The organism is Kitasatospora sp. NPDC059408, from assembly GCF_042751525.1.
GTDB lineage: Bacteria > Actinomycetota > Actinomycetes > Streptomycetales > Streptomycetaceae > Kitasatospora.
In genome coordinates this window covers 40,531-66,795 of the sequence record NZ_JBHYWI010000050.1, presented here as the reverse complement: position 1 = coordinate 66,795, position 26,265 = coordinate 40,531, and the positions used below count along the sequence as shown (strand labels likewise).

Here is a 26,265-nt window from a genome sequence, read left to right as displayed (position 1 = left end):
GGCCCTAAAGGGCCTTACCCCCGGCCTGGCGGCCGGGGCGCCGCTGACGCGGCGTCAGCCGGGGGGTGACGGCTGCGCCGTCACCGTGCGTGGTGTGGCCTCGGCTGCGCCTCGGCGGGTGGGTGGGTGGTTGGGGGAATTCGCCGGTGGCGAATTCGTGGGCGCGGCACGCGCCGTTGGGGCGGGCGTCTGGCGTCGCTGCGCTCCGCCTTTCCGGTGGCTTTTGTTCCGGGCCTACGGCCCGTCAATCGGTCGACTTTCCCGTCTTGTTGGGCTGGTGTTTTCACGGCCCTACGGGCCGGTTTGCTGGCAGGGTTTCCCGGGCTGCGCCCGGGGGTGAGCGTTGACGATGTGACGCGAAATTCGGGTAGTAGGCCATCCCTCCGATCGGGCGGGGGTGCCGGCCGGGGCCTGCGGCCCTCGGCGTTGACGATGTGTCGCGGACTTCGGGTATCAGTCACAACCTCACCCCCGGGCCCCTCCCCCGGGCCCGGCCGGTGGCCGGTCCGCCGCCTGATTGCTGGGCTGGCGGCCCATCCGGCGCCCCCGGGGCGGGGCCTGCGGCCCTCGGGAGGCACCTTGGGGGCACCGGTCCGGCTCAGGCCTCTCCGGCCCGGGTGGCGGGCCCTCACGGGCGCCCCGTGCGGCAGTCCCTGACAGGCCCTCAACCGCAGACTCCGGATCGGAATCCGAAGCGTATCCGGCGGCGTTTCACCGGCTTTCGTACAGCTCTATCGTACCGGTTCCCCTGCGGGCGCTGGAGACGAACAGGCAACCTCGCGGCAACCGTCCATCCCGGCTCTGTCCGGCCGCACTTGCGGCTGGAATGCGAATTCCCTTCCTCTCCCTTTCAGGCGGCAATCCTTACCCCTTCCGGGGCGCAGCGGTGAGGAATCGAATTCGGGCACGCCGAAAAGGGGCCTACGGCCCTCCACACCGACACGGCGACCGCCCTTCCCGACCGCCCAGAAAATCCCGCCCAGCGGCAACCGAGCAATTCCCAGGACGGCGACACCAAACCGAACACCGGACCAGGACGGCAGGGAGCGCGGCCCGCGACGGCCGGGCAACCCAGAAGCCCGTACGGCCAGGACGGCGGCCAGGACGGGCGGTCAGGCCACCACCAGGGCGGGCCCGGGCCACCGGCAGCAGGACGGCCAGGCCGGGCGCAGCGGGACGGCCTGGCGGCCGACCAGGACGGCAGCCAGGCCAGGCACGGGCGCGGCCCGGACGGCGGCTAGGCGCAGCAGCACGGCAGCGCAGACGGCGGGGAGCAGCCGGGGCCGGCGGACCGAGCGGAAGGTGCAACACGGCAGGTGCAACACGCCCAGCCGGGCCCCTCCCAACCACATAACACCTGGTCAGACCCGCAACACGGCCCCGTGTTGCACCCCCGCGCAACACCGCGTTGCACCCCGCGTTGCAGTCGGCCACCCGGCCACCGAACACCACCACCAGGAGAAGGCCAGCCCCGACAGCGGCCGCCGTCCCGGCCGTACCCCGGACGGCGGACCCGGGACGGCGTCGGCGACCCCGGACCGCGGCCAGGACAACCGGCACCTGGCGGTCGCCGGCACCGGCAGCAACCACCACCCCAGCAGCAGCCGCGGCCCCACCCCGGCCCCCTGTCGCACCCACCTGTCGCGCCCGGACCACACACACCGGTTGAGGGGTATCCGCCCACGTCACAACACGCGACAGCACCCCACACGACAGCAGCACGCGACAGCAAGCGCGACAACCCCCACCCACCACCAGGACGACCACCGGGACGGTCTCCCGGACACCACCAGAACAGCCCCCGGGGCGGCCTGACGGCCACCCAACCGCCCCGCCGGAACGGCGGCCGGCCAGGACGACCGGGTCAGCCTCGGGAGCTCATAGTGGCCAGTCGCTGGCCTCCCGCCGGGCGATGTCACACCCTGCGGCGTGCCCCCAGTTCCGCCCGCACTCGATGCAGCGCGGGAGCGGCCGATCGTCGTCGGGGTCCACGTACTCGTCCCACTCGTCCTCATCCATGCCACGGTCAACGACCAGAACCACGAGAGGTGCCCACCCGATGCCGAACGATGGCCCAGCGAACCCGGACAGGGCGCAGCGAGGCAGGCAAGGGCACGACCACCGGGGACGGCGGTGCAGACCCGAACGGCGGCCGCAACGAGCCGAGGCGGACGACGACCGCAACGGCCGCCCCACAGGCCCCACAGGCCCACAGAACACCCCACCACCAGGGAAAACAGCACCCCAATGACACAACCCCCACAACCCCGAACGACGGCCGGGACGGCGGCACCCCGGCCTGGACGGCGGCGGCCGAGCAGGGCGCAGCAGGCCCGGACGACGCGGGGACCCGGCAACTCCACCCCGGACAAAACCGAACACCAACCCCCGCCACCACCCCCGCCACCACAATTCCAACCCGAATTCAGACCGCCACCGGCAACCAATCCGCCAAAACAACCGGGCGGAATTATCGGCGGAATTCACCCCCGAAAACAGCCCACAACACCGAGCCCACCCCCCGAGCGGGCCGACCCGACCCCCGACCCCACCCCGCCACCACACACAGTCACCAAAACAACCACCACCCACCACCCACCGACCGCCCCCAACACGCCCAACCAAAGGTCCAGACAACCCAGCCTGTAGGGCCATTCCACGCCCCACAACACCAACAGGTCACACCCAGCGGTGGGGGATGAGCTACTTCTCTCCGTGGCTCGCACGCGCGGCTCGGCGCCGGGCATCCGCCGCTTCCGCCCGGGCCTGCTTCGCTGCCCGCTCGGCCAGGCGCGCGGGACAGAACTCCTCCTCCGTCCGGTAGTTCACCGCCTGGCGCAGCCTGCGGCCGGCGGGCCAGCGGGAGCCGCGGGCGTGGCGGCGTACGGCTCTGGGGGCCACGTTCAGGAGAGCCGCGAGCAGGCAGATTGCCTGCTGGGTGGTCTTGTCCGGGCTGAACCGGTAGCCCATGCTCAGCGGGCCGTCGGCATACCGCTCCAGCAGCGCCAGGAGCCGGGTCTGGACGGTGCGCAGCTCTGCCACCGGGCAGTTGCCCCAGCTGTCGGCGGCGTGGGCCTGGCAGGGCGCTGTGGTCTTCTTCGTCGTCGTCATGGCGCCACCCTGGCCGGGGTCGGCTGTGGACAGCGGCGCTGACGACGAAGCAGCGCGCCCCAGCCAGAGGTCACCGGCTGGGGCGCGCGGAACGGAGGGGCAGCAGGCCCCGGGGGCCCGTCCAGGCCGCAGCTGCCGTGCTGTGCCTGCCGACGATTGATGCTGGGCGTGGGCAGGCGCTCGACTCCTACCGGTGGCTTCCCTGGGTGTGGCGCTCCGGCATGCTGGGCGGGAAGGCCAACTGGCCGTCTGCTGCTCGGGCCAGCCAGTCCGCCCAGCGGCTGATGAAGTCGTCCAGGTCGGCGGGTTCCAGGCGCGTAAATGGCCACGCCAACTGTGTGGCATGCATGCCGGAGTTCATGGCCGCGCGAGCGTCCGCGTCGGGCGGCAGGGCGAAGGGGGCAGTGGGCCTGGGCTGTCGCTGCCCGCCGAACGAGCTTTCCCTGAACGCCGTCTCGAACCAGCCGTACTGCTCGGCCGTCTGGGCGTCGCAGAACCAGAGAGAGTGGCTGCGCCCCTGGTAGCCGCTGCGGCTCGGCGGGACGCTCAGGGTGATCGAGGTGTGGGCGATGACGTCGAACCGCGCCGAGCCGCCGCCGGTCCATGACTGCGGGAGCATCCCATCGGCCTGGTCGAAGGTCAGCTCCGCGCCGCCCAGGGCAAAGCTCCAACCGCCGTGCTGGCGGCGGGTGACCTGGCCGGCCGGGGCGGCGGTGGCCAGCGCGGCAAGGACCGTATCGGAGATCACCTCGAGGGACTCTTCGGCCGCCTCGAGCAGGTCGCCACGACGGTCCGCTTCCGTGCGCTGCTGGGATTCCTGCTGCTGGGCCGCAGCGGTGCGGGTCACCTGCTCGCTGTTCGCCTGGGCGAGGGCAGCCAGACCGCCGGCCAACGGCGGGCCACCGAGGGTCGCGAGCCTGGTGACGAGGTCGGCGGGAGTAGGACGGGCCTGCGGCGCGCGGTAGAGGCACGCACCGATCAGGGACGCGTACAGGGGCGGTGCGTCGGCCAGTCGCGGTGCGTTGTCGTGGAGGATCTGGTGGCGGAAGTCGAGGCCGGGGAAGGGCCAACTGCCGGAGAAGATCTCGAAGCCGATCACGCCGAACGCGAAGACGTCCGAGGCAGTGGTGGCGCGCTCCATGCGCCACCGCTCCGGGGGCACGTAGGGTCCGGTGCCAGCGTCCTTGCGGGTGTAGAGGCCGGCGGCGGTCGCGGCTTCCGCGTAGCGGGCAAGGCCGAAGTCCGCCAGGCACCAGATGCCATTCAGCAGCAGCACGTTCTCCGGCTTGAGATCGCGGTGGACGATGTCGCCGTCCAGGCCGTCCAGGGCAGTGGCGATGTCCGTCAGCACCTGGACGCACTCCGCCAGCGGGAGCTTGCCGCCGCTGTCCTCAAGATGGCGGCGCAGCGACTTCTGGGCCCTCGGCATGATGATGACCCAGTCGTCGCCGTGCTCGCCGCTGTCGAGGATCGGGACGACGTTGGGCTTGCCCACGCCGTCGAACAGCATCTCGCGCTCCGCGCCGGGTTCCTTGCGGACCAGCTTGGCCACCACTTCCTCCCCCTCGGGGGAGCGGGCCAGGAACACCCGTCCGAAGCCGCCGGGGTCGCTGTCCAACGGTTCCCCCAGCTCCCACGTCTGATTCAGGTTCAGCTTCTCCACTTACCCACCCTGCCTTGCACCTGTGCGCGCGGTCGCGCCCCTCCATCCATCATCCCGGACAGCACCGACGCTTCTCAGTCCCTGATCCCGTGGGAGGCACCGGCACGGCGACGGCGCTGGCCACCCAGTGGTGGTCAGCGCCGTCGGTCCCGCCCGGTCAGACGGTGCGCTGGGCGTCCAGGAGCACGGCCTGCTGCTCGGTCAGAACTGGCGTCGCCGTACGACGGGCCGGACGGGCGAGGACTGTTCGGTGCCGCGCAGCGCGAAGGCCGCGGTGCGGGTGCGCTCCAGCCAGCTCATGACCTGGCGCAGCGTGGCGGGGTCGACGTGGCGGGTGAGGTCGCGGACGGCCTGGTGGTCGGCGTCGGTGAGCGCGTGGAGGCCGGCGCGGTCAAGGGCGGTGTAGAGGGGCTGGGCGGCGGTGCCGGCGAGGCGGCGGTGGGCGGCGTCGGTGGTCTGGCGGGCCTGGTGGGCGGCCTCGCGGGCGCATTCGGCGACGTCCTGGCGGTGGCGCTCACGGCGCAGCGCGTTCTGGAGAGCGGTGTCGTAGTCGGGGTCGTAGCGCTCTGCCCGGGTCTCGGCGGTGTGGTCGCGTACGCGCTGCCACTCGGCCAGGGCGTCGGCCGCGGTGGCGTAGGCGGTCTCGTGGCCGGCGTCGGCGTACCGGTCGGCGGCGCGCTCGTCCTCCCGGGCCCGGTGCAGGGCCTGCTGGAGGTTCTCCATGGTCATCCCGGCCGCCCGGCGGCGGACCCGGTGGCGGACGTCGCCGAGGAGCCCGTGCTCCTGGTCGCCGTGCTCGTCCTGGGTGAAGGGGGTGCGGGCGGGGTGCTGGGCGAGGGCTGCGTGGAGCGTCGCGCCGGCCTGCCACGCCTCGGCGTGCACGACGGGCTCCGGCACGGCGAGGCCGGGGCGGGCGCCGAGGACGACCCGGCCATCCACCAGGGCCACCCAGCCGTTGAGGCCGTCGACGTCCTTCTCGGTCCAGCCGCGGGCCAGGTCGGCGCCCTGGTGGAGGGTGCGGATGCCGTCGTGGCCGGTCCAGCGCAGCCACATCGCGCCGCGTACCGGCGGGGAGTCGAGGATCGGTCGGCCCAGGTCCCGGTCGGCGGGCGCGGGCCGGCTGCTGTACAGGGCCAGCTCCAGCCGATCGGGTGCGGCGGGGTCGGGGCGGGTGGTGTCGGTCATCGCGCGGTGCCTCCGGAAGTCGGGAGCGGGGTACGGACAGCCGTCCCGGCCCGGGTGGGCCGGGACGGCGGGGTCTTACGGGGCGGGTCAGCCGGTGACGGTCTCGGCGTGCCGGGTGAGTGCGTCCAGGAGCGCGGTCTGGTGGTCGGTCAGCTTGCCCTCGGCGCGGGCCTTGTCCTGCTTGCGCAGCCAGGTGCCGGGGCGGAAGGTCGGGTCCGCCTCGCCGCCGGTGCGGTTGGCCGGGCCGTCGAGGGTTCCGCCGGCGGCGAGGTAGGCGAGCAGGCGGCGGTAGGAGCGGTTCCAGTCCGGCTCCAGCCGCCACAGCTCGTCCAGGCCGTCGAGCTTGGCGACCTGGTCCTTGGTGAGGTTGTCGGCCTTGCGCTGGCGGCGCATCCACGCGCCCACCGCGTAGTCGTCCAGCTTCGCGGTCGCCGGGATCGCCAGGTGGCCGTGCTGGCGGTGAAAGGCGACGGCATAGGCGTAGCCGCGTTCCCAGGCGTTGGCGTTCTTCGACCAGATCATGCCGAGCGCGTCCAGCTCCGAGACGCGGGCGGCGTCGAGCAGGCCTTGGCCGTTCAGGTGGCGCTGGCGGGTGAGCCAGGAGATCAGCTCGGCGTGCTTCTCGCGGTCGGTGGGGTCGAGGTGGCCGTGCTCGATGTGGAACCTGGCTGCGACGGCGTGCATCCGCTGCCACTCGACCGCGCGCGGGTTGAACGCCCGCAGCTTCACGGTCTGGAGGATCCGCGCCGCGTGCTGCTTCGCGTTGATCCGCAGCCACTCGATCGGCGACTCGGCCGGGGCCGCTGGCTGCTCGCCCTCCCCTGCCTCGGCCGCCTCGCCCTCGCCCTCGCCCTCGGCCGGCTTGGCCGCGGTGGTGTGCGCGGTGCCCTGCGAGCGGCTGGCGCGCAGTTCGGTGATCCGGCCGACCACCCGGGCGTCGTGCGCGGCCAGGGCCCGCAGGACCCGCCAGATCGTGCGGAAGGAGGAGGCCTCGATCTCGGCGTCGGCCTCGGCCTTCACAGCCTCTCCGGCGTCGTGGACCTCGGCCGGGTGCGCGGTGGCGGTGTCGTCGCCGACCTCCGGCGTCGGCAGGTACACCGGGATGATGACCCAGGAGACCTTGCCCTCGCGGTAGGACTGGCGCAGCGCGCGGCCGACTGCCTGGACGATGTCGATGACGCTCGACTTCGGGTCCGCGAAGCAGATGGCGTCCACGGCGGCGACGTCGATGCCCTCGGTCAGGAGGCGACTGTTGCAGAGGATGCCGCACTCCTCGCCGTCCTCGCCGGTGTGGGCCTTGAAGTCCGCGAACGCGGCCCGGCGGTCCTTGAGGCGGTCGGTGCCGGCCACCGCCTTCGCCCAGATCCGCTCCGGGCGCTCCGCGTCCTCCAGCAGCTCCGAGGCCTCCAACAGGGTGCCCGCGAACTCCCGCGCCGCCGACACCCGGGAGTGGAACGTGATCACGCGGCGCAGGCCGAGGTCGGCGACTGCGCGCAGCACGGCGATCTGGAGGGCCAGGCGCAGCAGTTCCTCGTTGGAGCGCTGGGAGCGCAGGTCGGCGACGGCCGGGAGGTTGAGCAGCTCGCGCAGGTCCTCGTCCGTCACCACCGGCACGAGCACCCGGTAGTCGGCGAGGTAGCCGTGCTCAATCCCCTGCCCAAGGGTCCAGGTGAAACAGGTCTTGCCGTAGATCTCCTCCGAGTCCATGGAGCAGAGCACGGGCAACTTCTCAGCGCCATCGGCGTCGGCGAGGTCGGCCAGGCCGTCCTTCGCGCGCCGGTCGTCCGCGATCCTGGGCGTGGCAGTGAAGTACAGCCGGCGCTTCGCGGGCACGTCCGCGTCGTTGTGGATCGCCGCCCACGCCTTGCCCTCCGAACCGGCCGTGCGGTGCGCCTCGTCGATGACCACCAGGTCCCAGGCCGACAGGCCGAAGTCGCGGTGAGCCTGGACGATCCGCTCCAGCGAGGCGTAGGTGGCGTACACGGTCACCGGCTCGCCGGCCTTCTCGGCGGACACCAGGTCTGCGATCCGCGGGGCCTTCGTCGTCACCTGGGCGTGGACGCGCCCACCGGCCTCCGCGCTCTCCAGCGCCTCCTCCCGCGAACACGCCGCCACCGCCAGACCCCGACGCCCGCCCCGCAACGACCAGGCTTCCGCCGTCTGCTCCAGCAACTCGATCGTCGGCACCAGCACCAGCACCCGGCCCCTCGCCGCCAGACGCCGGGCGCAGCCAGCCGCGATCAGGGTCTTGCCGGAGCCGGTCGCCGCGACCACCGTCGCCCGGCCGCCGTCCTTCACCTCGCGCACCGCGGCCGCGACGGCGTCCTTCTGGAACCAGTGCAGCGGCAACGGGTTGACCGTACCCAGAGGCTGTGCCGGGAGCGGCGGTACGGCCTGGGCGCGCAGAGCGGCCGGCACGTCCTGCTCGGCGGTGGCGGTGGTGGTCTCCACGGCTGTGCTTCTCCTTCGGATGCTGAGACGGCAGGGGCGGTGCGGGCGGGGCTGTGGGAGGGTCGGGCGGTCGGCCTCTCCCCGGGGCCAGGTCATGGATGGGGAGAGGCCGTATCGGTCCTACTCGGGGATCCAGCCGCGGACCTCGAGGTAGGCGATGTCGGCGTCCTCGACGGCGCGGCCGGTCTCCACCAGCCAGGCCCGCATCGCCTCGGTGACGTCGCCGTGGTGGTCCGCGACCCGCTGGGACCACTCGGCGGCGTCGAAGCCCCCGGTGCTGGCGGAGCCGTAGGTGCGCTCCTCGGTGCCGTCGGAGCGGGGGATGAACCCGCGCCGGATGCCGCCGGAGTCCTTCTCCGAGCCCGCGCTGTAGACGTACTGGTCGGCCTTCATCCGGACGGTGAAGGCGAGGCGGCCGCCGGCCTGGCCGGTCTCGTGCACCACCGGCGCGAGGTGGGAGGCGCCGGACTTGATGGCCTGCTTCCCCGCCCGGCCGGCCATCGAGCCGCCCGCCTCGCCCACGACGTCCTTGCCCCGAACCCGGGCCTTCTGGCCGGTCTTGGTGGTGCGCCGCTTGGTGTTCGCCTCGGCGATCCCGGACAGCGCCTCGGTGTCGCGTTCGCCGCCGCGCACCGCGCGGACGACCTGGCGCAGCGCACCGACGAACGCCTTGCCCTTGCCCTTGGTGAAGAACTGCGAGACCAGGGAGGCGTCGCGACCCAGCATCTTGGCGACCTGGCGCTTGGTGTAGCCCTGGTCGATGAGCTCCTGGGTCAGGCGGGCGGCTTCGTTCGGGTTGTTCGGGTCGGCCGGGCTCACTGGTCAGCTCCCTTCTCGGCGAGTTCGGCGCGGCCCAGGCCGCGCAGCTTGAGGTACTGCTCCTGGCTGGTCGGGTGTTCCACCGGGCCGGTCAGGTGGCCCTTGAGGAGGTAGTCGCCGGGCTCGCCGCGGTAGGGCCAGGGCTGGCGCTCGGTCAGGGCGATGCCGTCGGTGCCGAAGTAGACGACCGTGCCGGGCTTCGCGTGCAGGGCACCGGCGTAGCCGATGACCTCCTTGCCCTGGCGGTACTTCATGTCCAGCAGCGCCGCCCGGGCGCCGGACCAGACGTAGGCGGCCCACTCGGGGTGGGCGTACGGGTCGCGGGAGAAGCCGGCCTGCCGCTGCCAGGTCACCACCTCGTTGTCCTGGCCGAGGATCTCCACCCCGGCGGGGAGGGTCTCGCCGATGGGGGTGGTGCCGGAGACCAGGCGCGGGCGCTGGGCGAAGCCGCCGAGGCCGAACAGCAGCACGCTGCGGACGGCGCGGCTGGCGAGGTAGGCGGCGGTGCGCTGGCGCTCGTCGCCGTGCAGCTTGGAGAGGTTGGTCAGGTCCGCCCAGGCCGACTTGAGGCGCTTGCCCCACTCGTCGAGCGGCTTACCGTCCTCGAACAGCAGCCCGCCGAGGATCTCGACCTTCCACGGCATCAGGTGGTTGGACAGCGCCAGGTGGACCTCGGCGCCGCCCGCCCAGGTGGTGAAGGTGGCGCCGGGCTCGGACGGGTAGACCCAGGCCCGGTCCCCGGTCACCGGGGCGGGCAGCAGGCCGACGTGGTTCCAGCTGGCCGGGACGGTCACGCGCACGTTCCAGTGCGAGCAGGACATCAGCGCCTTGACCTGCTCCGCCTCGGTCATCGCGGCGAACGCGGCGGCGGTGATCCGGCGCGGGGTGCCGACCGGCGACTTCCACAGGTGCTTCGCGTAGGCGAAGGTGCGGTCGTACTCGACCAGCGCCGGGAGCTGCTCCGGGACGCGCGGCGGCAGGATCAGCTCGGTGCGGCCCTGCCCGCCGGTGGCGTGCAGGAGACCGCGCAGCTCCTCGGACAGCACCGGGTAGCCGCCGGCCCACTTGCCGGTGGTCGGGATGGTGCGCGACCACAGGTCCCGGCCGGTCTGGCTCGGGGAGCCCATGAGCACGGCGTCGTCCCAGTGGCGGCGCAGCGCCTGCCACAGCAGCCGGAAGGCGTCCCGGCAGGTGACGACGTCGGCGCCGTCCGGGTCGAACCACTCCCCCATGCTCCGGATCTCGGTGGTGCCGCTGTCCGGCGCGCTCGCGGGGGCGTAGCGGCCGACGGGCTGGCGCTGGTGGACGAAGTGCCCGGCGAGCTTGTCCCGGCCGGAGCCGACGGCGGTCGTCCACCGCTCGCTCGGGGTGTTCAGCCAGGCCGCGACCGCGTCCTTGAGCGTGGAGTAGCGCTCGGCGCCGTCGTGCCACGGGGCGCCGGCGGTGATGTAGATCCGCTCGGTTCCGGGCGCGGCCGCGAGGACGGCGTCCAGGATCTCCCCGGGCGTGCGGGCGCCGAGGTCGAGCCGCACGGTCTGGTCGCGCACGGCCAGCACACCGGCCGCCGCGTCCAGGAACACCGTGCTGCGCGCCTGCTGGGTGAAGTTCGGGCGCTTGGAGACCAAGCCCGTGGTGACGGCCTCGTACCGGGCACCGGCCGGGCCCTCGGGGAGGGTTGGCAGCTCGCGCGGACCGGCCTCGACCACCGGACGCGGCGAGGCAGCGACCGGAGCGACCGAAGCGGCCGGGACGACCGGCGCAGCGGCGGGGGCGGGCTGCTCGGCGACGGCCTGGTCCTCGACTTCGGTCGGCACCTCGGTGACCGGGGCGGCCGGGGCCGGCTGCTCGAGTACGGGAGCCGGGCGGGCCAGCACCGGGGCGACCGCGGCGGCGGGCTCGGCGACCGGCTCGGCCTCCGGGGCCGGGGCGGGCGCAGCGGCGGCGGCGGCCTGGTCGTCGGTCTTGGCGGCGCGGACGGCGGCCGGGGTCGGGTCCAGCAGCGGGGCGATCCGCACGACGTCTCCGACCGACAGACCCGAGGCCTTCGCGATGGCGTCGGCCTTCGCGCCCTCGTACCCCGCGAGTTCGGTGATCCGGCGGGCGCGCTGCTGGTTGAGCTTGTCGAGCGCGGCCTGCGCGGCCGCGACCGTCTTCTCGGCCTTGCCGATCTCCTCGCGCAGCGGGCGCAGCTCGGCGACCTTCGCGGTGTACGTCTTGCGGTCCATCAGGCTTACTCCCCCTCGTCGGTGGTGGTGTCGGTGGTCGGGTTGGTGGCGACGTAGGCGATCGGGCCGCCGGACACGGACGCCAGGCGGGTGCCGAGCAGCAGGCCCGCCAGGCGGGCGTCTTCCGGGTCGGTGGGGTCGGCGGCGTTGGCGGGGGCGGTGAGGTCAGTCAGGTAGCCGGCCATGCGCGCCTTCGGGAAGCGGAACCGGCCGGTGGTGCCGACCGTGCCGTCGGACTCCCACTCGGTGAGGCCGGTCAGCAACGCGACGACGAACCCGGCGACCGTCACGGGCAGCACGGCGCCGGCCGCGACGCGGGCCGGGTCGCACCGCCACCAGCCGGACAGCGAGGCCAGCAGCTGCGCCTGGTCCAGCGCGGTGCCGAAGCCGATCCAGTCGCGGTCCGGCTCGTCGACCCGGGCCGGGGCGTCCGAGCGCAGCACCGCGACCTCGGCCGTGCCGAGCACGGTCAGGTCGGCGGCAGGTCGGGCCTGGAGTGCCTGGAGCGCGGCCAGCGGGAACACCTGCCGGCCCTGCTCGCGGACCCCGGGGACCACGCCGGTGGCCATCAGCTTCTTCACCGTCGGGATCGAGCACCCCAGCGCCGTCCCGGCTTGACCGGTCGTCACGAACACACCCAGACCTCCACGCCTATTCACCTAACTTGAAACGCTAGGGCGACTCTACGCCTCCCCTCCGACACAGTCCACGCCTTTTTAGTAAGTCGTACAAGCATGCCTGGAAGCGGTCCGCCCTCCGCCGTGAGGCTGCGGTCGGCTACCAGCCCCGGAAGGAGGGTGAAGAAGATGACTCCTCGCCAGCCGAAGGCCCACGACGGCGGCAACAACCGCGACGGCCGCGCGCGCTTCGGGCTGGGGGCCGTTCCAGTGAGCCTCGACCGCCAGCTGTCCCGTCCGGGACGGCGCGCGCCGACCGTACGGGTGTGCGACCTACGATGAGCCGGTGACCGAAGCTGATTTCCCCGCTGACCTGCTCGAACTCCAGCGCCGCTGGTACACCGCCGAGGCCGACTGGGCCGCCGATCCGACCGAGGAGAAGCGGACCGCGTTCGCCGCAGTCGGCGCCGAGCTGTACGCCCACCCGCACTGGGCCACGGTAGGGAACCGGCACGAAGCCGAGATGAAGCTCAAGCAGGCCGCCCGCCCGGACACCGTCGCTGATCCGACGACCTGATTCGCGGGGAGACGCAGCCCGGCCGGGCCCGGGAACGGCGGGGGGTACGTTCCACGGGCCCGGCCGGTGGGAGGCAAGCAGCGCCGAGCCGCGGCGCGGCTGCTCTGGCCGGCGGCCCGGTGGTGCTGTGGTGGGGCCGCCGTGCCGGGAATGCTAGACCCGCCGATCAGCCGATGGCCAGGGCTTTGACCTGCAGACTTTCGGCCGCGAACATGCCATCCGGGAGCGCCAGCGGACGGCCGCCGGGCCAGAACGCGGCACGCAGGTGAGAGAAGCCGGTCCGCTGCCCGCTCGGGGGTCCGGGCGCGGACCAGCCTGTTTCCAGTGTGAGTAAGCGGGCGTCGCGCTGCTGCCGGGATTGGTCCCGGCGTGGGTCAGGGGGTGTCGCCCTTCCAGTCCCAGCGGGACGGATCCGCGGGGCGGGGTTCGTAGTGGGCGCGGCCACCGGCGCCGTACCGGCCGATCTCGGTGGCCAGCGCGGCGCCGTCGGCGAGCTGCTCGGCATCCCAGCCGGTCACGTCCAGCAGGAGACCGTCCAGCGGCCCTGCGCACAGTTCCCGGTACTCGTGGCCGGGCTGCGGGCCGAAGTCCGCGTCGTGGTCCATCCCGTATACCCGGCCCCGCATCAGCGCCTCGTCGTCCATGCCCGCCAGCATCCCAACCTGCACCGACATCAGAAGCTGACCTGGGTACGGCCGAAGGTGACGTTCAGCGCCTCCAGGAACCGCGGGCCCCACCGCCGGGTGATGTCCATGGTGATCTCGTCGGGGGCGTCGGGCGGCGGGGTGTTGTCGAGGCGCAGTTCCTGCCAGCAGGCCGAGACCGGGTCGTCGGGGTCCTCCAGGTTGTGGCCCAGGCTTCGGATCGCGTCTTCCCAGCGACCAGGGATGTTGCCCCAAGTCAGTCCCGGGCCCTCGATCAGGGACTTCACCTCGGCGAGGGTGACGGCGTCGACCGGCAGGCCGCTCTTGCGGGTGATCAGGTAGAGGGCGAGCGCGAGGGCGGCGCACCCGTCGGCCATGACGATGTTCTCCATGTACCAGGTCGCCCCGTACGGCATGTCGCGCCGCCAGAACGGGGACAGCAGCGCCACCGAGCGGTCCCACGCCTCGTACCAGCCGGTAGGGCCACCCGCCGCAGCGTCCCGCCGGGCCGCCATGTCATCGAGCAGTAGCGTCATGGCCCCATCCTGACGGACCAGCACATCGCGTGACCAGGCCAAGGCGCTCTGTCTCCGTGGCTGCCGGTGGCGCGCGCCGACCGGGCTGACCGCGCTCAAGTGGGGCCGGCCCGGTCGGCCTGCGACGGCATTGTCAGAACTGGACCGCGAACCGGGGTGCCAGGGCGTGCCGCAGGCCCTCGATGTAGCCCGGTCCCCACCGGCGGAAGCTGTCGAAGTCGTGCTCCTCGTTGGCGTCCTCGGGCGGGGAGTTGTCGACGCGCAGCTGCCGCCAGCAGGCCGACACCGGGTCCGACGGGTCCTCCAGGGCGTGCCCGGCCGCGCGCAGCATCTTCTCCCAGCGCGGGGCGACGTCGTAGTCGGTGCCGCCGTGGCGGTCGAGCAGCTCCTCGACCTGGGCGCGGGTGACAGCGGCCGGATCCTGCCCGGTCTGGTGCGAGAGCAGGTAGAGGGCGAGGGCGAGCGCGGCGGTGCCGTCGGCGAGGATCGGCCCGTCGACCGTCATGGTCCAGCCCCGCAGGTGCGGGGCGAGCAGGTCGAGGGCGCGGTCCCAGGCCGGCTGCCAGCCGGGCGGGCCGGCCTCCGCCTCGTTGCGCCGGTCCAGGAGGACGTCCAGCAGTAGCGTCATGCCGTCATCGTGACGGACGCTCACCATCCGGCGCCAGGAGCAGGCGGGCAGCGCTCGGCCCCGGCCACCGCACGGGGTGGCCGGGGCCGACGGTTTGACTGGTCAGCGGGTCCGGCGGACCAGGACCTTGAGGACCTCGCGGGCGTCGTGGCGCCGGGCGTCGCTGCGCGCGACGACGGCGGTCACGGCGGCGGTGGTGACGGCGAGCGCGTACCAGGCGGCACTGGCCGCGGTGATGAGGGCGGCGTGCTGGAGCACGGTGGACATCGTGGGCCTCTCCTCGGCTGGGGGGGGAAGGCGGCGCCCGGCCTCCGGGCACCGCAGACAGGGCAGGCAGGGCAGCCGGGGCGGCGCCGGCGGCCGGCTTCGCCGGACCGGGTCAGCGCAGACCCGCGTACTCCTCGACGCGGTCGGCCAGGCGGCGGTCGGGGCAGGGGACGAGACCGTCTGTGTCGTCGCCGGTGTGCATCACCAGGCGGTCGACCTCGACGGCCAGGGCTCCGGAGGGCGTGGAGGGCATGGCGGTGCGGGTGTCCATGACGATGGGGGCGGTGCGGAAGTAGTCGGGCATCTCCGGCACGGCCGGCACCGGGACACCGGGCCCCAGGTCCCCGTCGACACTCACGGCCTGCTCGAACCACAGCCGGGCCTCGCGGATCTCCCCCCGGCCGAGGTGGTGCAGGTAGAGGCACCAGGCAGAGGTGTGGTCGCCGGCCCCTGCCCCGATCTTCCACCAGAACTCGGCGCTGACGGGGTGCCCGGTGTAGTGGAGCAGGCAGCCGAACAGCCGGAACCCCTCGATCTCCTGGGTGATGTCCTCCACACGCTGGTCGCGCGGGTGCCGGGGGTCGTCCAGAAGATCGGCGAGATCGGTGATCCGGGCGAGGCGGGTGGTGCCGATCTCCGCGGCCACCACCGTCTCCAGGCACCGCCGGGCCCGGTCCTGCTCGGCCCACCAGCCGGGCGGCGGCTGCTTACCCCGCCGAATCCGTGCGACGTCGGCAGAGATCCGGCGCAGCGCGGCGGGCACGTCGAAGTCGTCGGGCTCGCCGTCGGCGGGGGCCTCGAGGAGGTGGTCGAGGTTCTCGGGCTTCATCGGTCGGCTCCTTCGCGGCGGGGCCCGGGTACGGCGGTGGTGCAGCGCAGGACGTGCCGGGCGGTCAGCAGTCGGTCGAGGGCCGCGAGCGCGCGGCGGTGGTGGTAGTCGACGGTCCGCGGGTGGATGCCCAGGATCTCCGCGCTGTACTCGGCGGTGTAGCCCATGCTGGTGCGCAGGACGAACACTTCGCACTGGCGGGTCGGCAGTTCGGCCAGGGCGGTGTAGAGGCCGGCGCCGCCCTCGATCCTGGCGAGGGCCTGGTGCATCTGCTTCAGCGTTCGGCGTGCTTCCCTGAGCCGGGCGGCCAGGTCCCTCTCGCGCTGGAGCCAGTGGACCCGGTACATGACCGCGCCGGCCAGGATCCCCCAGGTGTGCTGCTCGAAGTCCGGAGCGGCGAGGGCCTGGGCCCAGTTGTGGGCGAGGTGGGTGAACACCTCGTGCGAGACCTCGTCGCCGACCGCGGGGTCCCCGATCATCTCGGCGGCGTACCGGCGGAACGTCCGCTGCTTGACCAAGTAGTAGGCCTCGAAGTCCAGCGGGAGGTCCACGGGCTCGTGCACGGCGGGTCCAATCTCGCTGCCCGCGAAGGTGTCGTCGTTCACCGGAGCGCTCCCGAACTGGAGTGCGCTGCGGCCGCCGCCGGGCTGAGCACCGGCCGCAAGCGCACGTTGGTGCGGACCGGCTGGATGGGCGCAGCCGTGTCGCAGAGGGTGCCCATCTCACTCTTTCGGTCAAGTACGGCGTCAGTTTCCGCACGCCGAAGCCACCTTGTGGCCCACCTCCAGACAAGCAAAGGAGCACCCTGGTTCACGCATATGGCCTAAGTGGATTTCACGGAAAGATCGCCTTCTGGGACGGAGTGTGACGAGTGCGCATGCCGGCGACCCATGCCTGCCGCGACGACAGGCCGATTCGCTTATTACTGTCCAGTATTCAATCGGCTACGATGAGTCACCAATGTGACTAGCGTCACTCGATGCGTGTGCGGATCTCCTGCCTGAACCCGCTCACCCGCTCCGTGCACGAGTTGACGCCCTCCCCGACCTGACCGACACCCCGTCAGCCAGCGCCACTGCGCACGGCGGACCTCTCAGTCATCTGCCTGGCACCTCCCGCGGGGTTCCAGTCCGAACGGCACGCTCGGGCCGGTAGCGTGCCGACCACGCTGCGGACCGTCCGCGGTGGGAAGGGGGCGGCGTGTCCGTGCTGACGGTCATGAGCCAGAACGTCCAGTACGGCGCCGGCGCCGGCCGGTGGGCGGGGCTGGTCGAGGTGATCCGCGAGGTCGGCCCGCAGCTCCTACTACTCCAGGAAGTCGACTGGCTCGCCGATCCCGACGAGGCCAAGGCCGCCGGCGAGGCGCTCGGCATGGAGCTGTACGTCGCGCCGTCACGCAACCGGCCGGTCGCCGTCGCCTGGGACCCCGCGCACCTCCAGGTCAAGGACATCGAGACCCGGTACACCTCCGAACTGCACCACGGCTACGCCGCCGCCCGGATCGCCCCCTGGGGCATCGCCGCCGGCCTGCCCGCCCCGCTCGTCGCCGTCAGCGCCCACCTGATCCCCTACTCCGCGCAGCAGGCCGCCGTCGAGGCGCAGATCCTCTCCGCCCGGGTCTACCGCCACGGCGGGATCGGCCTCATCGGCGGCGACATCAACCACCCCACCGCCACCGACCCGGAGATCGACTGGACCCGGGTGAAGCCCTACAACCGGGCCTCCCGCTGCCAGCGGCGCGAGCACCCCGGCGACCCGTGGGTCAGCAACCGCATCGTCGGCCAGACACTGCGCGACGCCGACCTCACCGACGTCGCCGCCCACCTCGCCGACCAACGCAACGACCCCGCGCTGCGCCGGGCGACCGGCAAACACGGCGGGCTTCGAGTCGACCAGTTCCACGCCACCCCGGCGCTCACCCCGGCGATCGTGGACTACCGCACGGTCGAGCACGACTACGCCGACCATCTCGGCGTGGTGGGTGTGTTCGACCTGGCGCTCGTCGACGGCTCCCGGCTCCACGACTTCACCTGACACGCCATCGGCTGGCTCCGCCCGGGGCGCACCGAGTGGTCGCGGCGGGCCGGGCGCCTGTGCTACGCCAGAGCGGCGACCGACGCGACGGCGTCGCCCGCTCCGGGCAGCCGTTCCACCGGCGCGGGTGCCGCTGCGCTCACGCCGCCGTGCTCGTCCGGCAGGAGAAGACACGCCTCGCGGGGCCGGGCGGCGCGGCCCCGGCCGACGCAGCGGACGTCGACCTGGCGGCCGGTGAGCTGCCCCCAGCCGTCGCCGAGGCCGGACCACACCGCGTTCCCGGCGGTCAGGCGCAGTTCGGCGGTACCCGGCCACGGGTCGAGGGCCAGCAGGGTGGCGCCCGTGGTTCGCAGGCGCTGCTCGAGGCGGGCGAGCTGACGCGGCACGGGCCGGCTCGTAGGGCGCAGGATGATCGTCTCGCAGGCATCGGCGAGGACCGAGGCCGCCTCGACCCAGTGGTCGCCGGGCCCGTCCACCAGCACGGTGCGCTCCAGTGGGATCCCGTACGCCGCGGCAGCGGCCAGCCCTGCCTCGGGCCAGCCGATGATCGCAGTCCACGAGGTGTTCGACGCGGCGGCCGGCCCCGCCGCCACCGCAAGAAGCAGGCTCGCGTCCAAGACCTCGACGACCACGCCCTTCGGCAGCCGGCCGTCCGGCAGCAGCGGCTCCAGCGCGGGCAGGACCGGCCGGGAGGCGGCCTCGACGCGGGCGCGGCGGGCGGCCGGGCTGGTCTCCTCGAGCAGGACCGCCAGCCGCTCACCGCGGTCGGGCGCCGCCGTGTCCGGTACGGCGGCGATCCGCGCGCTCACGACGATCCCTCTGCGGCTCCCGCCGGCTCCGACGAACCATCCGTGCAGGACTCGGCGGTCTCCGGCACGGTGGCGGTGACCGGACGGACGGTGACGGGGTCGGCGACCAGCCAGGCCGCCGACCTGTCCTCGCCCCAGCGGGCGTGCATGATCCACGGCATCGTCGGCCCGGGCCGACGCCGAGCGGTCACCAGGGCCGAGCGCCACCGGCCACCAGTGCGGACCCAGGCCAGACGCCAGCAGCCGTCGGCCCCGTCCGGGGCGGGCTGGCCCGCGAGCTCGGCCGGGACGATGGTGGTGTCCCGCCATCGTCCGAAGAACGGCGGCCCGGCCGGAGCGTCGTCCTGTGGTTCGGGCATGGGCCTGACCGTGCGCTCGTCGAACAGAAACCAGCCCCAGGAGGCGTCATCGGCGCCCCAGGTCACGTGGACCACCCACACCGCGCTGCCCGGCGGGCGCCGCCAGACGGTCAGCATGGCCGGCCGCCAGCCGCCTCCCACCCGGATCTCCACCAGGCGCCACCGCCGCGTGTCCCGGTAGTACCCGGGCAGGGTCATCAGCTCCCGGGGCGCTCGCTCGGCGTCCCCGGGCTGCGCTGGCGGGCGCGCGGGGTGGGAGAACGGCACAGCTTCGGTCATGGGAACAATTGTTCGATATCCGGTTCGAGTGATCAAACGTCAGCTCCGACCGTCTCCGACGCGGCCTACCGTGGAGTAGAGGAGCCCACCGGGCGGAGGTGCAGCATGGCCGGGACCGCGACGATGACCTGCGAGGCCTGCGGCCGCACGACGGCCTGGAACCCCTGGGGCGCGTGCTCATTCGAATGCTTCGATCGGGACCGTCCCACCGAGGAGGAGCAGCAGGCGATGATCGACAGCGCTCCCGAGGCGCTCGCCTACTACCTCGGCCTCGGCCCGGGCCGTCTCGTGGACGACGGCAGGTAGGAGGCGGTGGAGGCGTGCCGCGCACCCGCAGTCCCGTGCTGCTGCGCCCGCCGGTGGAGGTGATGCAGCCCGTGCCGGTCCCGGTACTGCCGGCCGAGGACGCGCTGCCGGGCGGGACCCAGTACACGATCAAGCTGGACGGCATCCGGGCGACGGCGCACGTGCTGGAAGGCCACGAGGTCCGCCTGATGTCGCGCCGGGGCAACGACCTCGGCGCCCGGTTCCCTCAGCTGCCTCCGGCGCTGGCCACGCTCCCCGTCGGCCTGGTCCTCGACGGGGAGATCGTCGCGTACGAGGGATCGAGCGGCGGGCGCGGCCGGCTGGACTTCACCGCGCTGCTGCGCTCCCCCGCTGCGCGGGCCGCCGCCGGCACGCAGGTGCTGTACGTGGCCTGGGACGCGCTCGCGCTGCCGGGCCGCGACATCCGGGACCTGCCACTGTGGGAACGGTGGGAGGCGCTGGAGATGGCGCTCGCCGGAGCCCGGCCGCCCCTGCAGATCTGCATGGCGACCACCAGCTGGGCAGAAGCCGCCGACTGGTACCGCGGCCTACAGTCCATGGGCATCGAAGGGATCGTCGCCAAGGGGCTGGACACCCGCTACCGCCCCACCCACGGCGCTGGCGCGTGGCAGAAGATCCGCCACAGCGAGACCACCGACGCGCAGCTGATCGCGATCACCGGGACCCCACGGCGGCCGCAGGCCCTGCTGGTGCGCCTGCCCGACGGCAGCACCGCCGTCACCACACCACGCCTCACCCCCGTCCAGGCCCGGCCGATCGCCGACACCCTCGCCAGACGGCTGGAGCCGGGCCCGCCGGACAGCCCCTCCACGTGGACCGTCACCGGGGAACCCCCGCTCGTCGAGGTCGCCGTCGGCAGCGGCCGCCACAGCACCGTCCGCTACGTCCGCCTGCGCCCGCAGGAGTAGGGGCACGGGCGTGGCGCCGTTCGATCCGCCTGTCGGCTCACGCTCGCCCGGCCGAACGACCTGCCAGCACGGGGCCTGATCGCTCAAGGGCGGCACTCAACGGTCGGGCCAGGTGCGTGGGGCGACCGGGGAGTCTGCGACAGGTGATCTTCAACTTGCCCTAGGGTTACGGGAGTTCCCGGTGGCGCGCCTGCTGCCGGGACTTCGTGCTTTCCGGAGGGCGAAAGATCTTGCAATACGTGCGGCTGCTGCGGCGGGGCCCGGTTCTTCTCCTGTGGAGCGCGCAGACGGCGTCGGTGTTCGGCGACCGGCTGTACGCGCTGGCGGTGATGTGGCTCGCGTGGCAGAGATCCGGCGGTGCGGCGATGGGCCTGGTGGCGATCGCGGAGTCGGTGCCCTACATCGTGCTCGGCACCATCGGCCGGCGGGTGATGGAGCGGTTCACCACGCTGCGCTCGCTCGCCGGGGTGGACCTGGTCCGCATGGTGCTGGTCGTGGGGCTGCCATGGATGTGGGAGGTGTTCGGTACGCCGGGGCTGCTGGTGTCGGCCGCTCTTCTCGGGGTCGGCGGGGCGCTGTTCGACCCGAACCTGGGCGCCCTGGTGCCGGACCTCGTTCGACCCCAGGAGGTGCAGGCCGTCAACGGACTGATGGACTCGACCAACCGGATCGCTCGGGTCGCCGGTCCCGGCTCCGCCGGCGTGCTGCTGGCCGTGATGCCGATGGCCGGGCTGTTTTGGCTGGACGCGGCAACGTTCGCGCTCTCCGCCGTCGCCCTGGCCCTGCTCGGCGCCGGTGCCGCGCACCGGGAGCCCGCGCCAGCAGGCGCCGCCGCCGTCCCCGAGGCCGGTCTGCGGGCCCGAGCCCTGGTGCGCACGCACCCGGAGACCGGAGTGGTGCTGGCCGTGCACGGGATCGCGATCTTCGCGGGCGCGGTGTCGATCGTGATGCCCGCGCTGGTGGCGGTGCGGCTCGGAGGCGGGGTCGGCACCTACGGCGTGATGCTGGCCGCCACCGGGGCCGGGTCGATCGTCGGCAACGCCATCGCCGGGAACGTCCGCCTCCCGAACTCTCTCCCGCTGTTCTACTGCGCCGCGTGGACGGTGTCCGGGGCGCTGATGGCGGTGACCGGGTCGGTCAGCACGGTCACCGAGCTGGTGGCGGTGTCGGCCGCATACGGGGCCGTCTCGCCGTTCCTGGCGGTGTCGCTGTCCACACACCTCGCGCAGTTCCCGCCGACAGCCCGCAGGCGGCTGCTGACACTCGACCAGACGGTCATCCGGACCATGGGCACCCTCGCGATGGCCGGGATCCCCGCGCTGGCCGCGGCCCACCCGAGGGCCGGGTTCACCGCCGGCGGCGTCGCCACCGCCGTGGTGGGCATCGCCGGGTGCGCAGTCGTGGTGTGGTGGGCGAAGGCCCGCACGCCGCTGCCGGGCGCCGAGCCGGTGCTGGAGAGCGTGGGCGGCTGAAGGCATGCGGCGGGGCCGGACTCCTGGTGCGGGAGTCCGGCCCTTCGCACTTGGTGGTCTCAGATCACGCGATCAGGGACCAGTGGGTGACGGTGATGTCCTCCAGCGGGATGCCCAGCTGCTGGTAGATGCGCTGGTGCATCGCGCCGAACCAGGCGTCGCGCCGGTCGGCGAAGAACGCCGGGTCGTACCAGGCGACGCCCAGCAGGACGGTGCCGCCGCCGTTCGGGTTGCCCGGCTCGGGCTCCCAGTAGGTGCACTGCCAGTCCCAGAGCATCAGCTCCTCCGGGCGGCTGCGCAGCCGCTCGTCGGACTCGCGCAGGGCCTCGATGCACCGCTCGGCGGTCGCGGCGTCGGGGCAGTAGTAGGTGCAGTCGGACTTGCCGATCGGGGTCTTGTCGGCGCGGCGGGCCGCGTCGGCGTCCTCCCCGGTCAGGACGCGCACGCGGGTCACCGCGGTCGTCAGGTCGAGCGTGTCGAGGATGGTCACAGTGGTGCTCTCCTCTCCGTTGTCCTGGCGGACTACCAGCCCGTGCCGCTGATCGGCACGACGCTGGGGCTCTTGGGGTCGCGCCGCAGGATGCCGTCCGGCGCGGTGTAGCGGACGTTCAGCCCGATGCGGGCGCCGTCGCTGGTGTTGGTGCCGGAGCGGTGCACCAGGCGGCTGTCCATCAGGACGGCGCAGCCGGCGCGCAGCGGCACGGGGATGGTGGTCTCGGGGGTGAAGCCGTGGGCCTGGTCGGCCCGGCCGCGGTCGGCGCCCGTGGCAGCCTCCTTCTCGACGGGCAGGTAGCCGGCGGACTGGGAGCCCGGGGCTACCTCGAGGCACCCGTTGGCCGCGGTGGCGTCGGTGACGGCCAGCCACGCGGACACCGACCGCTCGGGGTGCAGCTCCAGACGGGCGCCGATGCCGTCCTGGTGCCAGGGAATCTCGAAAGAGTGGCCCGGCCACTTCACGACGAGAAACGTGTTCTCCACCGCGACGTCCGGCCCGAGGACGGCCCGGACCGCGGCGAGCAGGTTCGGGGAGCGGACCGCGTACTCGGCCCAGTCCTCGGTGAGGTGCGGGTTCCGGACGATCTCCTGGCCGCTCACGCGGTGCTCGGCGACCAGGAGCGCGGCGCGGCCGCGCGCTGCGCCGGACATCGACCACACGATGGGCGAGCTCATTCCGCGCCGGCCGAGGATGCCGTCAACCTGAGTGAGCACGGTCGCCTCCGTGGATCGGGCAGCGGCAGATCGGCCAGGTCGCCGCCGGGTGGTGGGCGTAGGCGCTCACGTCGTCGGGGTCGACGGTGACCACGCCGGTGTCGTCGGACCGGGTGCCGTCGGGCGCGATGCGGTACGAGCGGATGGTCAGACCCCGCCGGCGTTTCTCCAGCGGCACGAAGTCGGAACTGCTCATCGCAGCGACCCCCGCAGGTGCAGCCGGCGCAGCAGCCTGGCCCGGCGGTAGGCGATGCTTTGGTTGGCGATGCGGACCACCGTCCTGCCGCCGGCCGTCACCACCAGGTCGCCGCCGGGTTGTCGAAGCTGCGGTCTGCTCGCGGGCATGGCGGTACTCCAGGGCGTCGGAGGGTGGGGCGCCGCCCGGGGCGTCCGCGGTGCCGAGGGGGATCGGTCGAGTCCTCGCACCGGGCGGCATCAACGACGGTAGGGAGCGCCGCCAAGAGTGCTCAACGAAGTTGCGCCATCTTGCGCTCTGTCACTCCAGTGCGGTGATGGCGGCGGTGATCAGTTGACGGGCTTTCACCCCGCGGACGGCCATGGATGCCAGGTCGGTGAAGGTGCGGACGTACTCGGCTATCTCGCGCGGCTGGGTGATCCGCAGGTATCCGGAGGTCAGCTCGACCGCCACCTCGGCGTCGTCGAACATGTAGAAGTCCTCGACTGGCAGGTGCGGCCGGCCCGGTCCTGTCGGGATGATGCCGATGCTGACGAACGGGCTGGAGGAGACGGCGAGCAGGTGGCCGAGCTGACCGGCCATCGTCGCCGGGTCGCAGACCGCGGCGCGGAGCACGTACTCCTCGATCAGCAGGCCGAAGCGGTGCCGGCCGGAGAACAACATCCGCTGCCGCTCCACCCGGGCCTCGACCGCGTCCTCGACGTCGTCCACGGCAACGCGCTCGCGCTGGATCGAGCGCAGCACGGCGGTGGTGTACTCCGGGGTCTGCACCATGCCGGGCATGACGCGGCTGGCGTAGACGCGGAAGAGGCCGGTGCGCCGGTAGAGGGCGGCCACGGACTCCTGGGCGGCGCGCAGGCCGGTGCGCTCCATGCGGCGCCACTCGGTGTACATGGAGTCGACCGCGCGGGCGGCGGCGATGAGGTCGGGGACCTGGTCGCCGGCGCCACAGACCGCGCACCAGGCGCGCAGGTCGTCCTCGGAGGGGGCGGACTTGCCGCTCTGGATCCGGGAGGTCTTCGCCGGGTGCCACCCGCAGCGGGCGGACAGCTCGTCGCCGGTCAGGCCTGCGTCCTTGCGCAGGCCGACCAGGCGGTTGGCGAGCGCCTTGCGCGCCTCGATGACGCTGGACGACGGGGACGACGACATGGTGCTGGCTGCCCGGCGGGTGGTGGTGGACGGGTGGGTCAGACGGTGTACTGCGCGTGTGGGACGGCCCGTTCCCACACCGCCTCGAAGGCGCCGGTCACCATCTTCACCACGGCCGGATCCTCGGTGACCTCGTGGCCGGCCCACTCCCCGTCACCGGTGAACCAGTGGAACAGGACCAGACGCTCGTCGACCAGCCACAGGTCATTGCCCGGCAGCGCGAGGTCGGACGCCTTCGAGCGGGGCAGCCAGCGGACCTGCTCGCCGAGCGCGACGTTGTGCCGCTCGGTGATCGCGTGCTCCCACCGGATGTAGGCGGTGACCGGCTCCGAGACGATCCGGGCCCGGCGCATCACCACGCCGCGGCCGACCGTCTCCCGCACCAGGGCGGCCCAGGCGGTGTACTCCTCGGGCAGGTCGTAGGCCTCGGGCCGCTCGACCGGAAGGCCTGCGCGCCAGTCGGCGAACACCGGGTCGTCCATGTAGGAGTCGCGCATCTCCAGGTGGCACGCTGAGCGCTCAGCGCTCCTCAGCAGGGCGCCAAAGTCCGGCACGCTCGGCTTCATCGCACACCTTTCGCAGGAACGGGATCATCCGGACCGGGATCCGGACGACACCCTCGTGGTCCGGGACGCCGGTGGGGTGACCCTCCACCCACTCGGTCTCGCTGATCACGCGGTACATCTCCATGTCGGGCAGCCAGCCCTGAATGACGATCTCCGCCTTCTCGTCCTCCAGCCACACGGTCGGAGAGCCACCGTTGGGTGTGTCCGGGTCGATGCCCCTGAACCGTAGTGCCATGACCGCTCCTCCTGCCAAGCCGGTTGCGGATCCTTGCACCTCCACCGTTCCGCTCGGCTGATGAGCCGTCAAGGGCGTGCGGGCGCAGCCGGGCGGAGCGCCGTACGGCGGGCCCGGGGCCGGGGCTGGCCGATTCCGCCCAAGGCCCGCCGTCCGCGACCGCTACGCCCGGCGGATCGCCCCGGAGCTGAAGTACTGGACCAGCACCGCGGCGAGGTGAACGGCAGCCTTGGCCTCGGCCGGGGTTTCCTTTCGGGTGGGGCGCTGCTTGCCATGCCGGCTGGTCTGGCCGTCCCACAGCTGCAGCATCATCCGGCGCACCATCTCGATGCCGTCCTGCGGGTCGGAGCCCTCGATCTCGAACACGAGCTTGGGCGCGATCTTCGGCATCTCACCCAGCATCGTGCCGAGCGTCGCCCGGCCGTGGTTGGGCTGCACGGTGGCGTGGGCCGCCGACTCCACCGCCTTGATCGCCTCGCTATAAGCCTTCACTGGGTCCGGGGTGAGGGCGTAAGCCTGAGTGATCGCCTCGCGCAGGTGCTCCGAGGCCGATCCCCGCTCTGGTTGGTCCGCGCTCTCGGCCGCGGTCTGCAAGGTTCGCGCGATGGCCGGATCGACGCGGGCGACCAGGGCGCCGCCGTCGGGCCGGACCGTGTAGCGCGAGCGCGCGTCGTCGAGCAGCCGCTGCAGCGGCTTGCGGCTCACGGTGTTCTGCTGGGCGAGCACCGCGCTCATCCCGGCCGCCATGGTCAGCAGCGCACCCGCTCTCGGAACGTCAGCGGCCGGGGGAGCCAGCCGGGCGGGAATGACGGTCGACGCAGGGACGGGCAGCAGGTCCAGCAGGGCGTCGATCGCCTCGAGCAGCCGCTCCACCGGCGTCCAGTAGGCCAGGCGCTCCGGGTAGTCGACGTCGCTGTAGTCGGAGTCGTCTTCCGTGTTCAGGGCCAGGTCGCAGCGGATCGCGACCCTCTGCCACACGTCCCCGCCGTGGCGCAGCACGGCATCGTGGAGCCACTCCCGCAGCGGCGTCTCCAGGGCGGCGGGAACGTCCTCGCGCAGGGGAGTGGTGCCGCCATCGCGGTAGGGCAGAGGGGTCCACGGAATCGTCACCCCGTCACCGTAGAGGTTCAGCGCGTCGTACAGCACGGGCATTTGGCACTGGCCTGCGGA

At 72.9% G+C, this 26,265-nt stretch carries 29 protein-coding genes; 5 read left to right on the top strand and 24 right to left on the bottom strand.

From position 1 onward, the window contains the following. Window positions 1–1,112: 1,112 nt before the first annotated feature. The 8 genes from ACFXDE_RS28885 to ACFXDE_RS28850 all read right to left on the bottom strand — a co-directional run bounded on the left by ACFXDE_RS28885 (window position 1,113) and on the right by ACFXDE_RS28850 (window position 12,083). Window positions 1,113–1,325: a hypothetical protein gene (locus ACFXDE_RS28885; RefSeq protein WP_380497610.1), complete on the bottom strand. Its 213-nt coding sequence runs from the start codon at window positions 1,323–1,325 to the stop codon at window positions 1,113–1,115. Between the two features lie 1,378 nt (window positions 1,326–2,703). Next, complete coding sequence (locus ACFXDE_RS28880; RefSeq protein ID WP_380497608.1) at window positions 2,704–3,111, bottom strand: hypothetical protein; 408 nt, start codon at window positions 3,109–3,111, stop codon at window positions 2,704–2,706. A gap of 187 nt (window positions 3,112–3,298) precedes the next feature. After that, window positions 3,299–4,774 (bottom strand): serine/threonine-protein kinase, encoded by a 1,476-nt coding sequence (locus ACFXDE_RS28875; protein ID WP_380497607.1) that lies wholly within the window; start codon window positions 4,772–4,774, stop codon window positions 3,299–3,301. Between the two features lie 201 nt (window positions 4,775–4,975). Then, window positions 4,976–5,959 (bottom strand): hypothetical protein, encoded by a 984-nt coding sequence (locus ACFXDE_RS28870; protein ID WP_380497606.1) that lies wholly within the window; start codon window positions 5,957–5,959, stop codon window positions 4,976–4,978. An 87-nt stretch (window positions 5,960–6,046) separates the two neighbouring features. Beyond that, window positions 6,047–8,410: a Helicase associated domain protein gene (locus tag ACFXDE_RS28865; RefSeq protein WP_380497605.1), complete on the bottom strand. Its 2,364-nt coding sequence runs from the start codon at window positions 8,408–8,410 to the stop codon at window positions 6,047–6,049. Window positions 8,411–8,530: 120 nt separating this feature from the next. Continuing rightward, complete coding sequence (locus tag ACFXDE_RS28860; protein WP_380497604.1) at window positions 8,531–9,229, bottom strand: helix-turn-helix domain containing protein; 699 nt, start codon at window positions 9,227–9,229, stop codon at window positions 8,531–8,533. Further along, window positions 9,226–11,454: a hypothetical protein gene (locus tag ACFXDE_RS28855; protein WP_380497603.1), complete on the bottom strand. Its 2,229-nt coding sequence runs from the start codon at window positions 11,452–11,454 to the stop codon at window positions 9,226–9,228. Before ACFXDE_RS28855 ends, ACFXDE_RS28860 begins: the two co-directional genes overlap by 4 nt. Window positions 11,455–11,459: 5 nt before the next feature. Then, window positions 11,460–12,083 (bottom strand): DNA-binding protein, encoded by a 624-nt coding sequence (locus ACFXDE_RS28850; RefSeq protein ID WP_380497602.1) that lies wholly within the window; start codon window positions 12,081–12,083, stop codon window positions 11,460–11,462. Window positions 12,084–12,417: 334 nt separating this feature from the next. Between ACFXDE_RS28850 and ACFXDE_RS28845 the strand changes: the two genes are divergently transcribed. Continuing rightward, the gene (locus ACFXDE_RS28845) at window positions 12,418–12,648 is read left to right on the top strand and encodes a hypothetical protein (protein ID WP_153471760.1); all 231 of its coding nucleotides are present in this window, start codon (window positions 12,418–12,420) and stop codon (window positions 12,646–12,648) included. Window positions 12,649–13,022: 374 nt separating this feature from the next. Here ACFXDE_RS28845 and ACFXDE_RS28840 read toward each other — a convergent pair whose 3' ends face one another. The 6 genes from ACFXDE_RS28840 to ACFXDE_RS28815 all read right to left on the bottom strand — a co-directional run bounded on the left by ACFXDE_RS28840 (window position 13,023) and on the right by ACFXDE_RS28815 (window position 16,157). Further along, complete coding sequence (locus ACFXDE_RS28840; protein ID WP_380497600.1) at window positions 13,023–13,322, bottom strand: hypothetical protein; 300 nt, start codon at window positions 13,320–13,322, stop codon at window positions 13,023–13,025. Beyond that, a complete protein-coding gene (locus tag ACFXDE_RS28835; protein WP_380497599.1) occupies window positions 13,322–13,828 on the bottom strand; it encodes a hypothetical protein in 507 nt (168 codons plus the stop codon). Before ACFXDE_RS28835 ends, ACFXDE_RS28840 begins: the two co-directional genes overlap by 1 nt. Window positions 13,829–13,961: 133 nt before the next feature. Continuing rightward, window positions 13,962–14,456, bottom strand: coding sequence for a hypothetical protein (locus tag ACFXDE_RS28830; protein WP_380497598.1), 495 nt, complete (start codon window positions 14,454–14,456; stop codon window positions 13,962–13,964). A gap of 102 nt (window positions 14,457–14,558) precedes the next feature. Continuing rightward, a complete protein-coding gene (locus ACFXDE_RS28825) occupies window positions 14,559–14,723 on the bottom strand; it encodes a hypothetical protein (protein ID WP_380497597.1) in 165 nt (54 codons plus the stop codon). A gap of 112 nt (window positions 14,724–14,835) precedes the next feature. Further along, window positions 14,836–15,552, bottom strand: a complete 717-nt coding sequence (locus ACFXDE_RS28820) for a hypothetical protein (RefSeq protein WP_380497596.1) — start codon at window positions 15,550–15,552, stop codon at window positions 14,836–14,838. After that, window positions 15,549–16,157 (bottom strand): RNA polymerase sigma factor, encoded by a 609-nt coding sequence (locus ACFXDE_RS28815; RefSeq protein WP_380497595.1) that lies wholly within the window; start codon window positions 16,155–16,157, stop codon window positions 15,549–15,551. Before ACFXDE_RS28815 ends, ACFXDE_RS28820 begins: the two co-directional genes overlap by 4 nt. 595 nt (window positions 16,158–16,752) lie before the next feature. Between ACFXDE_RS28815 and ACFXDE_RS28810 the strand changes: the two genes are divergently transcribed. Further along, window positions 16,753–17,586 carry a hypothetical protein gene (locus ACFXDE_RS28810; RefSeq protein WP_380497594.1) on the top strand — a complete coding sequence of 278 codons (834 nt, stop codon included), beginning with the start codon at window positions 16,753–16,755 and terminating at the stop codon, window positions 17,584–17,586. Between the two features lie 62 nt (window positions 17,587–17,648). Here ACFXDE_RS28810 and ACFXDE_RS28805 read toward each other — a convergent pair whose 3' ends face one another. Then, window positions 17,649–18,395 (bottom strand): hypothetical protein, encoded by a 747-nt coding sequence (locus ACFXDE_RS28805; protein ID WP_380497593.1) that lies wholly within the window; start codon window positions 18,393–18,395, stop codon window positions 17,649–17,651. Further along, a complete protein-coding gene (locus ACFXDE_RS28800) occupies window positions 18,392–19,033 on the bottom strand; it encodes a hypothetical protein (RefSeq protein ID WP_380497592.1) in 642 nt (213 codons plus the stop codon). Before ACFXDE_RS28800 ends, ACFXDE_RS28805 begins: the two co-directional genes overlap by 4 nt. Before the next feature lie 105 nt (window positions 19,034–19,138). Between ACFXDE_RS28800 and ACFXDE_RS28795 the strand changes: the two genes are divergently transcribed. The 3 genes from ACFXDE_RS28795 (at window position 19,139) to ACFXDE_RS28785 (ending at window position 21,740) form a co-directional block, all read left to right on the top strand. After that, the gene (locus ACFXDE_RS28795; protein WP_380497590.1) at window positions 19,139–19,339 is read left to right on the top strand and encodes a hypothetical protein; all 201 of its coding nucleotides are present in this window, start codon (window positions 19,139–19,141) and stop codon (window positions 19,337–19,339) included. A 14-nt stretch (window positions 19,340–19,353) separates the two neighbouring features. Then, window positions 19,354–20,268, top strand: a complete 915-nt coding sequence (locus tag ACFXDE_RS28790; protein ID WP_380497589.1) for a DNA ligase — start codon at window positions 19,354–19,356, stop codon at window positions 20,266–20,268. A gap of 239 nt (window positions 20,269–20,507) precedes the next feature. Then, window positions 20,508–21,740 carry an MFS transporter gene (locus tag ACFXDE_RS28785; RefSeq protein WP_380497612.1) on the top strand — a complete coding sequence of 411 codons (1,233 nt, stop codon included), beginning with the start codon at window positions 20,508–20,510 and terminating at the stop codon, window positions 21,738–21,740. 64 nt (window positions 21,741–21,804) lie between these two features. Here the strand turns inward: ACFXDE_RS28785 and ACFXDE_RS28780 are convergent, their stop codons facing one another. The 8 genes from ACFXDE_RS28780 to ACFXDE_RS28745 form a co-directional block, all read right to left on the bottom strand. After that, a complete protein-coding gene (locus ACFXDE_RS28780) occupies window positions 21,805–22,230 on the bottom strand; it encodes a hypothetical protein (RefSeq protein WP_380497588.1) in 426 nt (141 codons plus the stop codon). Between the two features lie 32 nt (window positions 22,231–22,262). Further along, window positions 22,263–22,949, bottom strand: coding sequence for a phytanoyl-CoA dioxygenase family protein (locus tag ACFXDE_RS28775; protein WP_380497587.1), 687 nt, complete (start codon window positions 22,947–22,949; stop codon window positions 22,263–22,265). Next, a complete protein-coding gene (locus tag ACFXDE_RS28770; protein ID WP_380497586.1) occupies window positions 22,933–23,145 on the bottom strand; it encodes a hypothetical protein in 213 nt (70 codons plus the stop codon). Before ACFXDE_RS28770 ends, ACFXDE_RS28775 begins: the two co-directional genes overlap by 17 nt. Continuing rightward, window positions 23,142–23,294, bottom strand: a complete 153-nt coding sequence (locus tag ACFXDE_RS28765) for a hypothetical protein (RefSeq protein ID WP_380497585.1) — start codon at window positions 23,292–23,294, stop codon at window positions 23,142–23,144. The genes ACFXDE_RS28770 and ACFXDE_RS28765 overlap by 4 nt, the downstream gene beginning before the upstream one ends. Window positions 23,295–23,445: 151 nt before the next feature. Then, window positions 23,446–24,294, bottom strand: coding sequence for a helix-turn-helix domain-containing protein (locus ACFXDE_RS28760; protein ID WP_380497584.1), 849 nt, complete (start codon window positions 24,292–24,294; stop codon window positions 23,446–23,448). A gap of 38 nt (window positions 24,295–24,332) precedes the next feature. After that, complete coding sequence (locus tag ACFXDE_RS28755; protein ID WP_380497582.1) at window positions 24,333–24,860, bottom strand: DUF6879 family protein; 528 nt, start codon at window positions 24,858–24,860, stop codon at window positions 24,333–24,335. After that, window positions 24,814–25,095 (bottom strand): hypothetical protein, encoded by a 282-nt coding sequence (locus ACFXDE_RS28750; RefSeq protein WP_380497580.1) that lies wholly within the window; start codon window positions 25,093–25,095, stop codon window positions 24,814–24,816. Before ACFXDE_RS28750 ends, ACFXDE_RS28755 begins: the two co-directional genes overlap by 47 nt. 162 nt (window positions 25,096–25,257) lie before the next feature. Then, a complete protein-coding gene (locus tag ACFXDE_RS28745; RefSeq protein ID WP_380497579.1) occupies window positions 25,258–26,241 on the bottom strand; it encodes a hypothetical protein in 984 nt (327 codons plus the stop codon). Window positions 26,242–26,265: the final 24 nt, after the last annotated feature.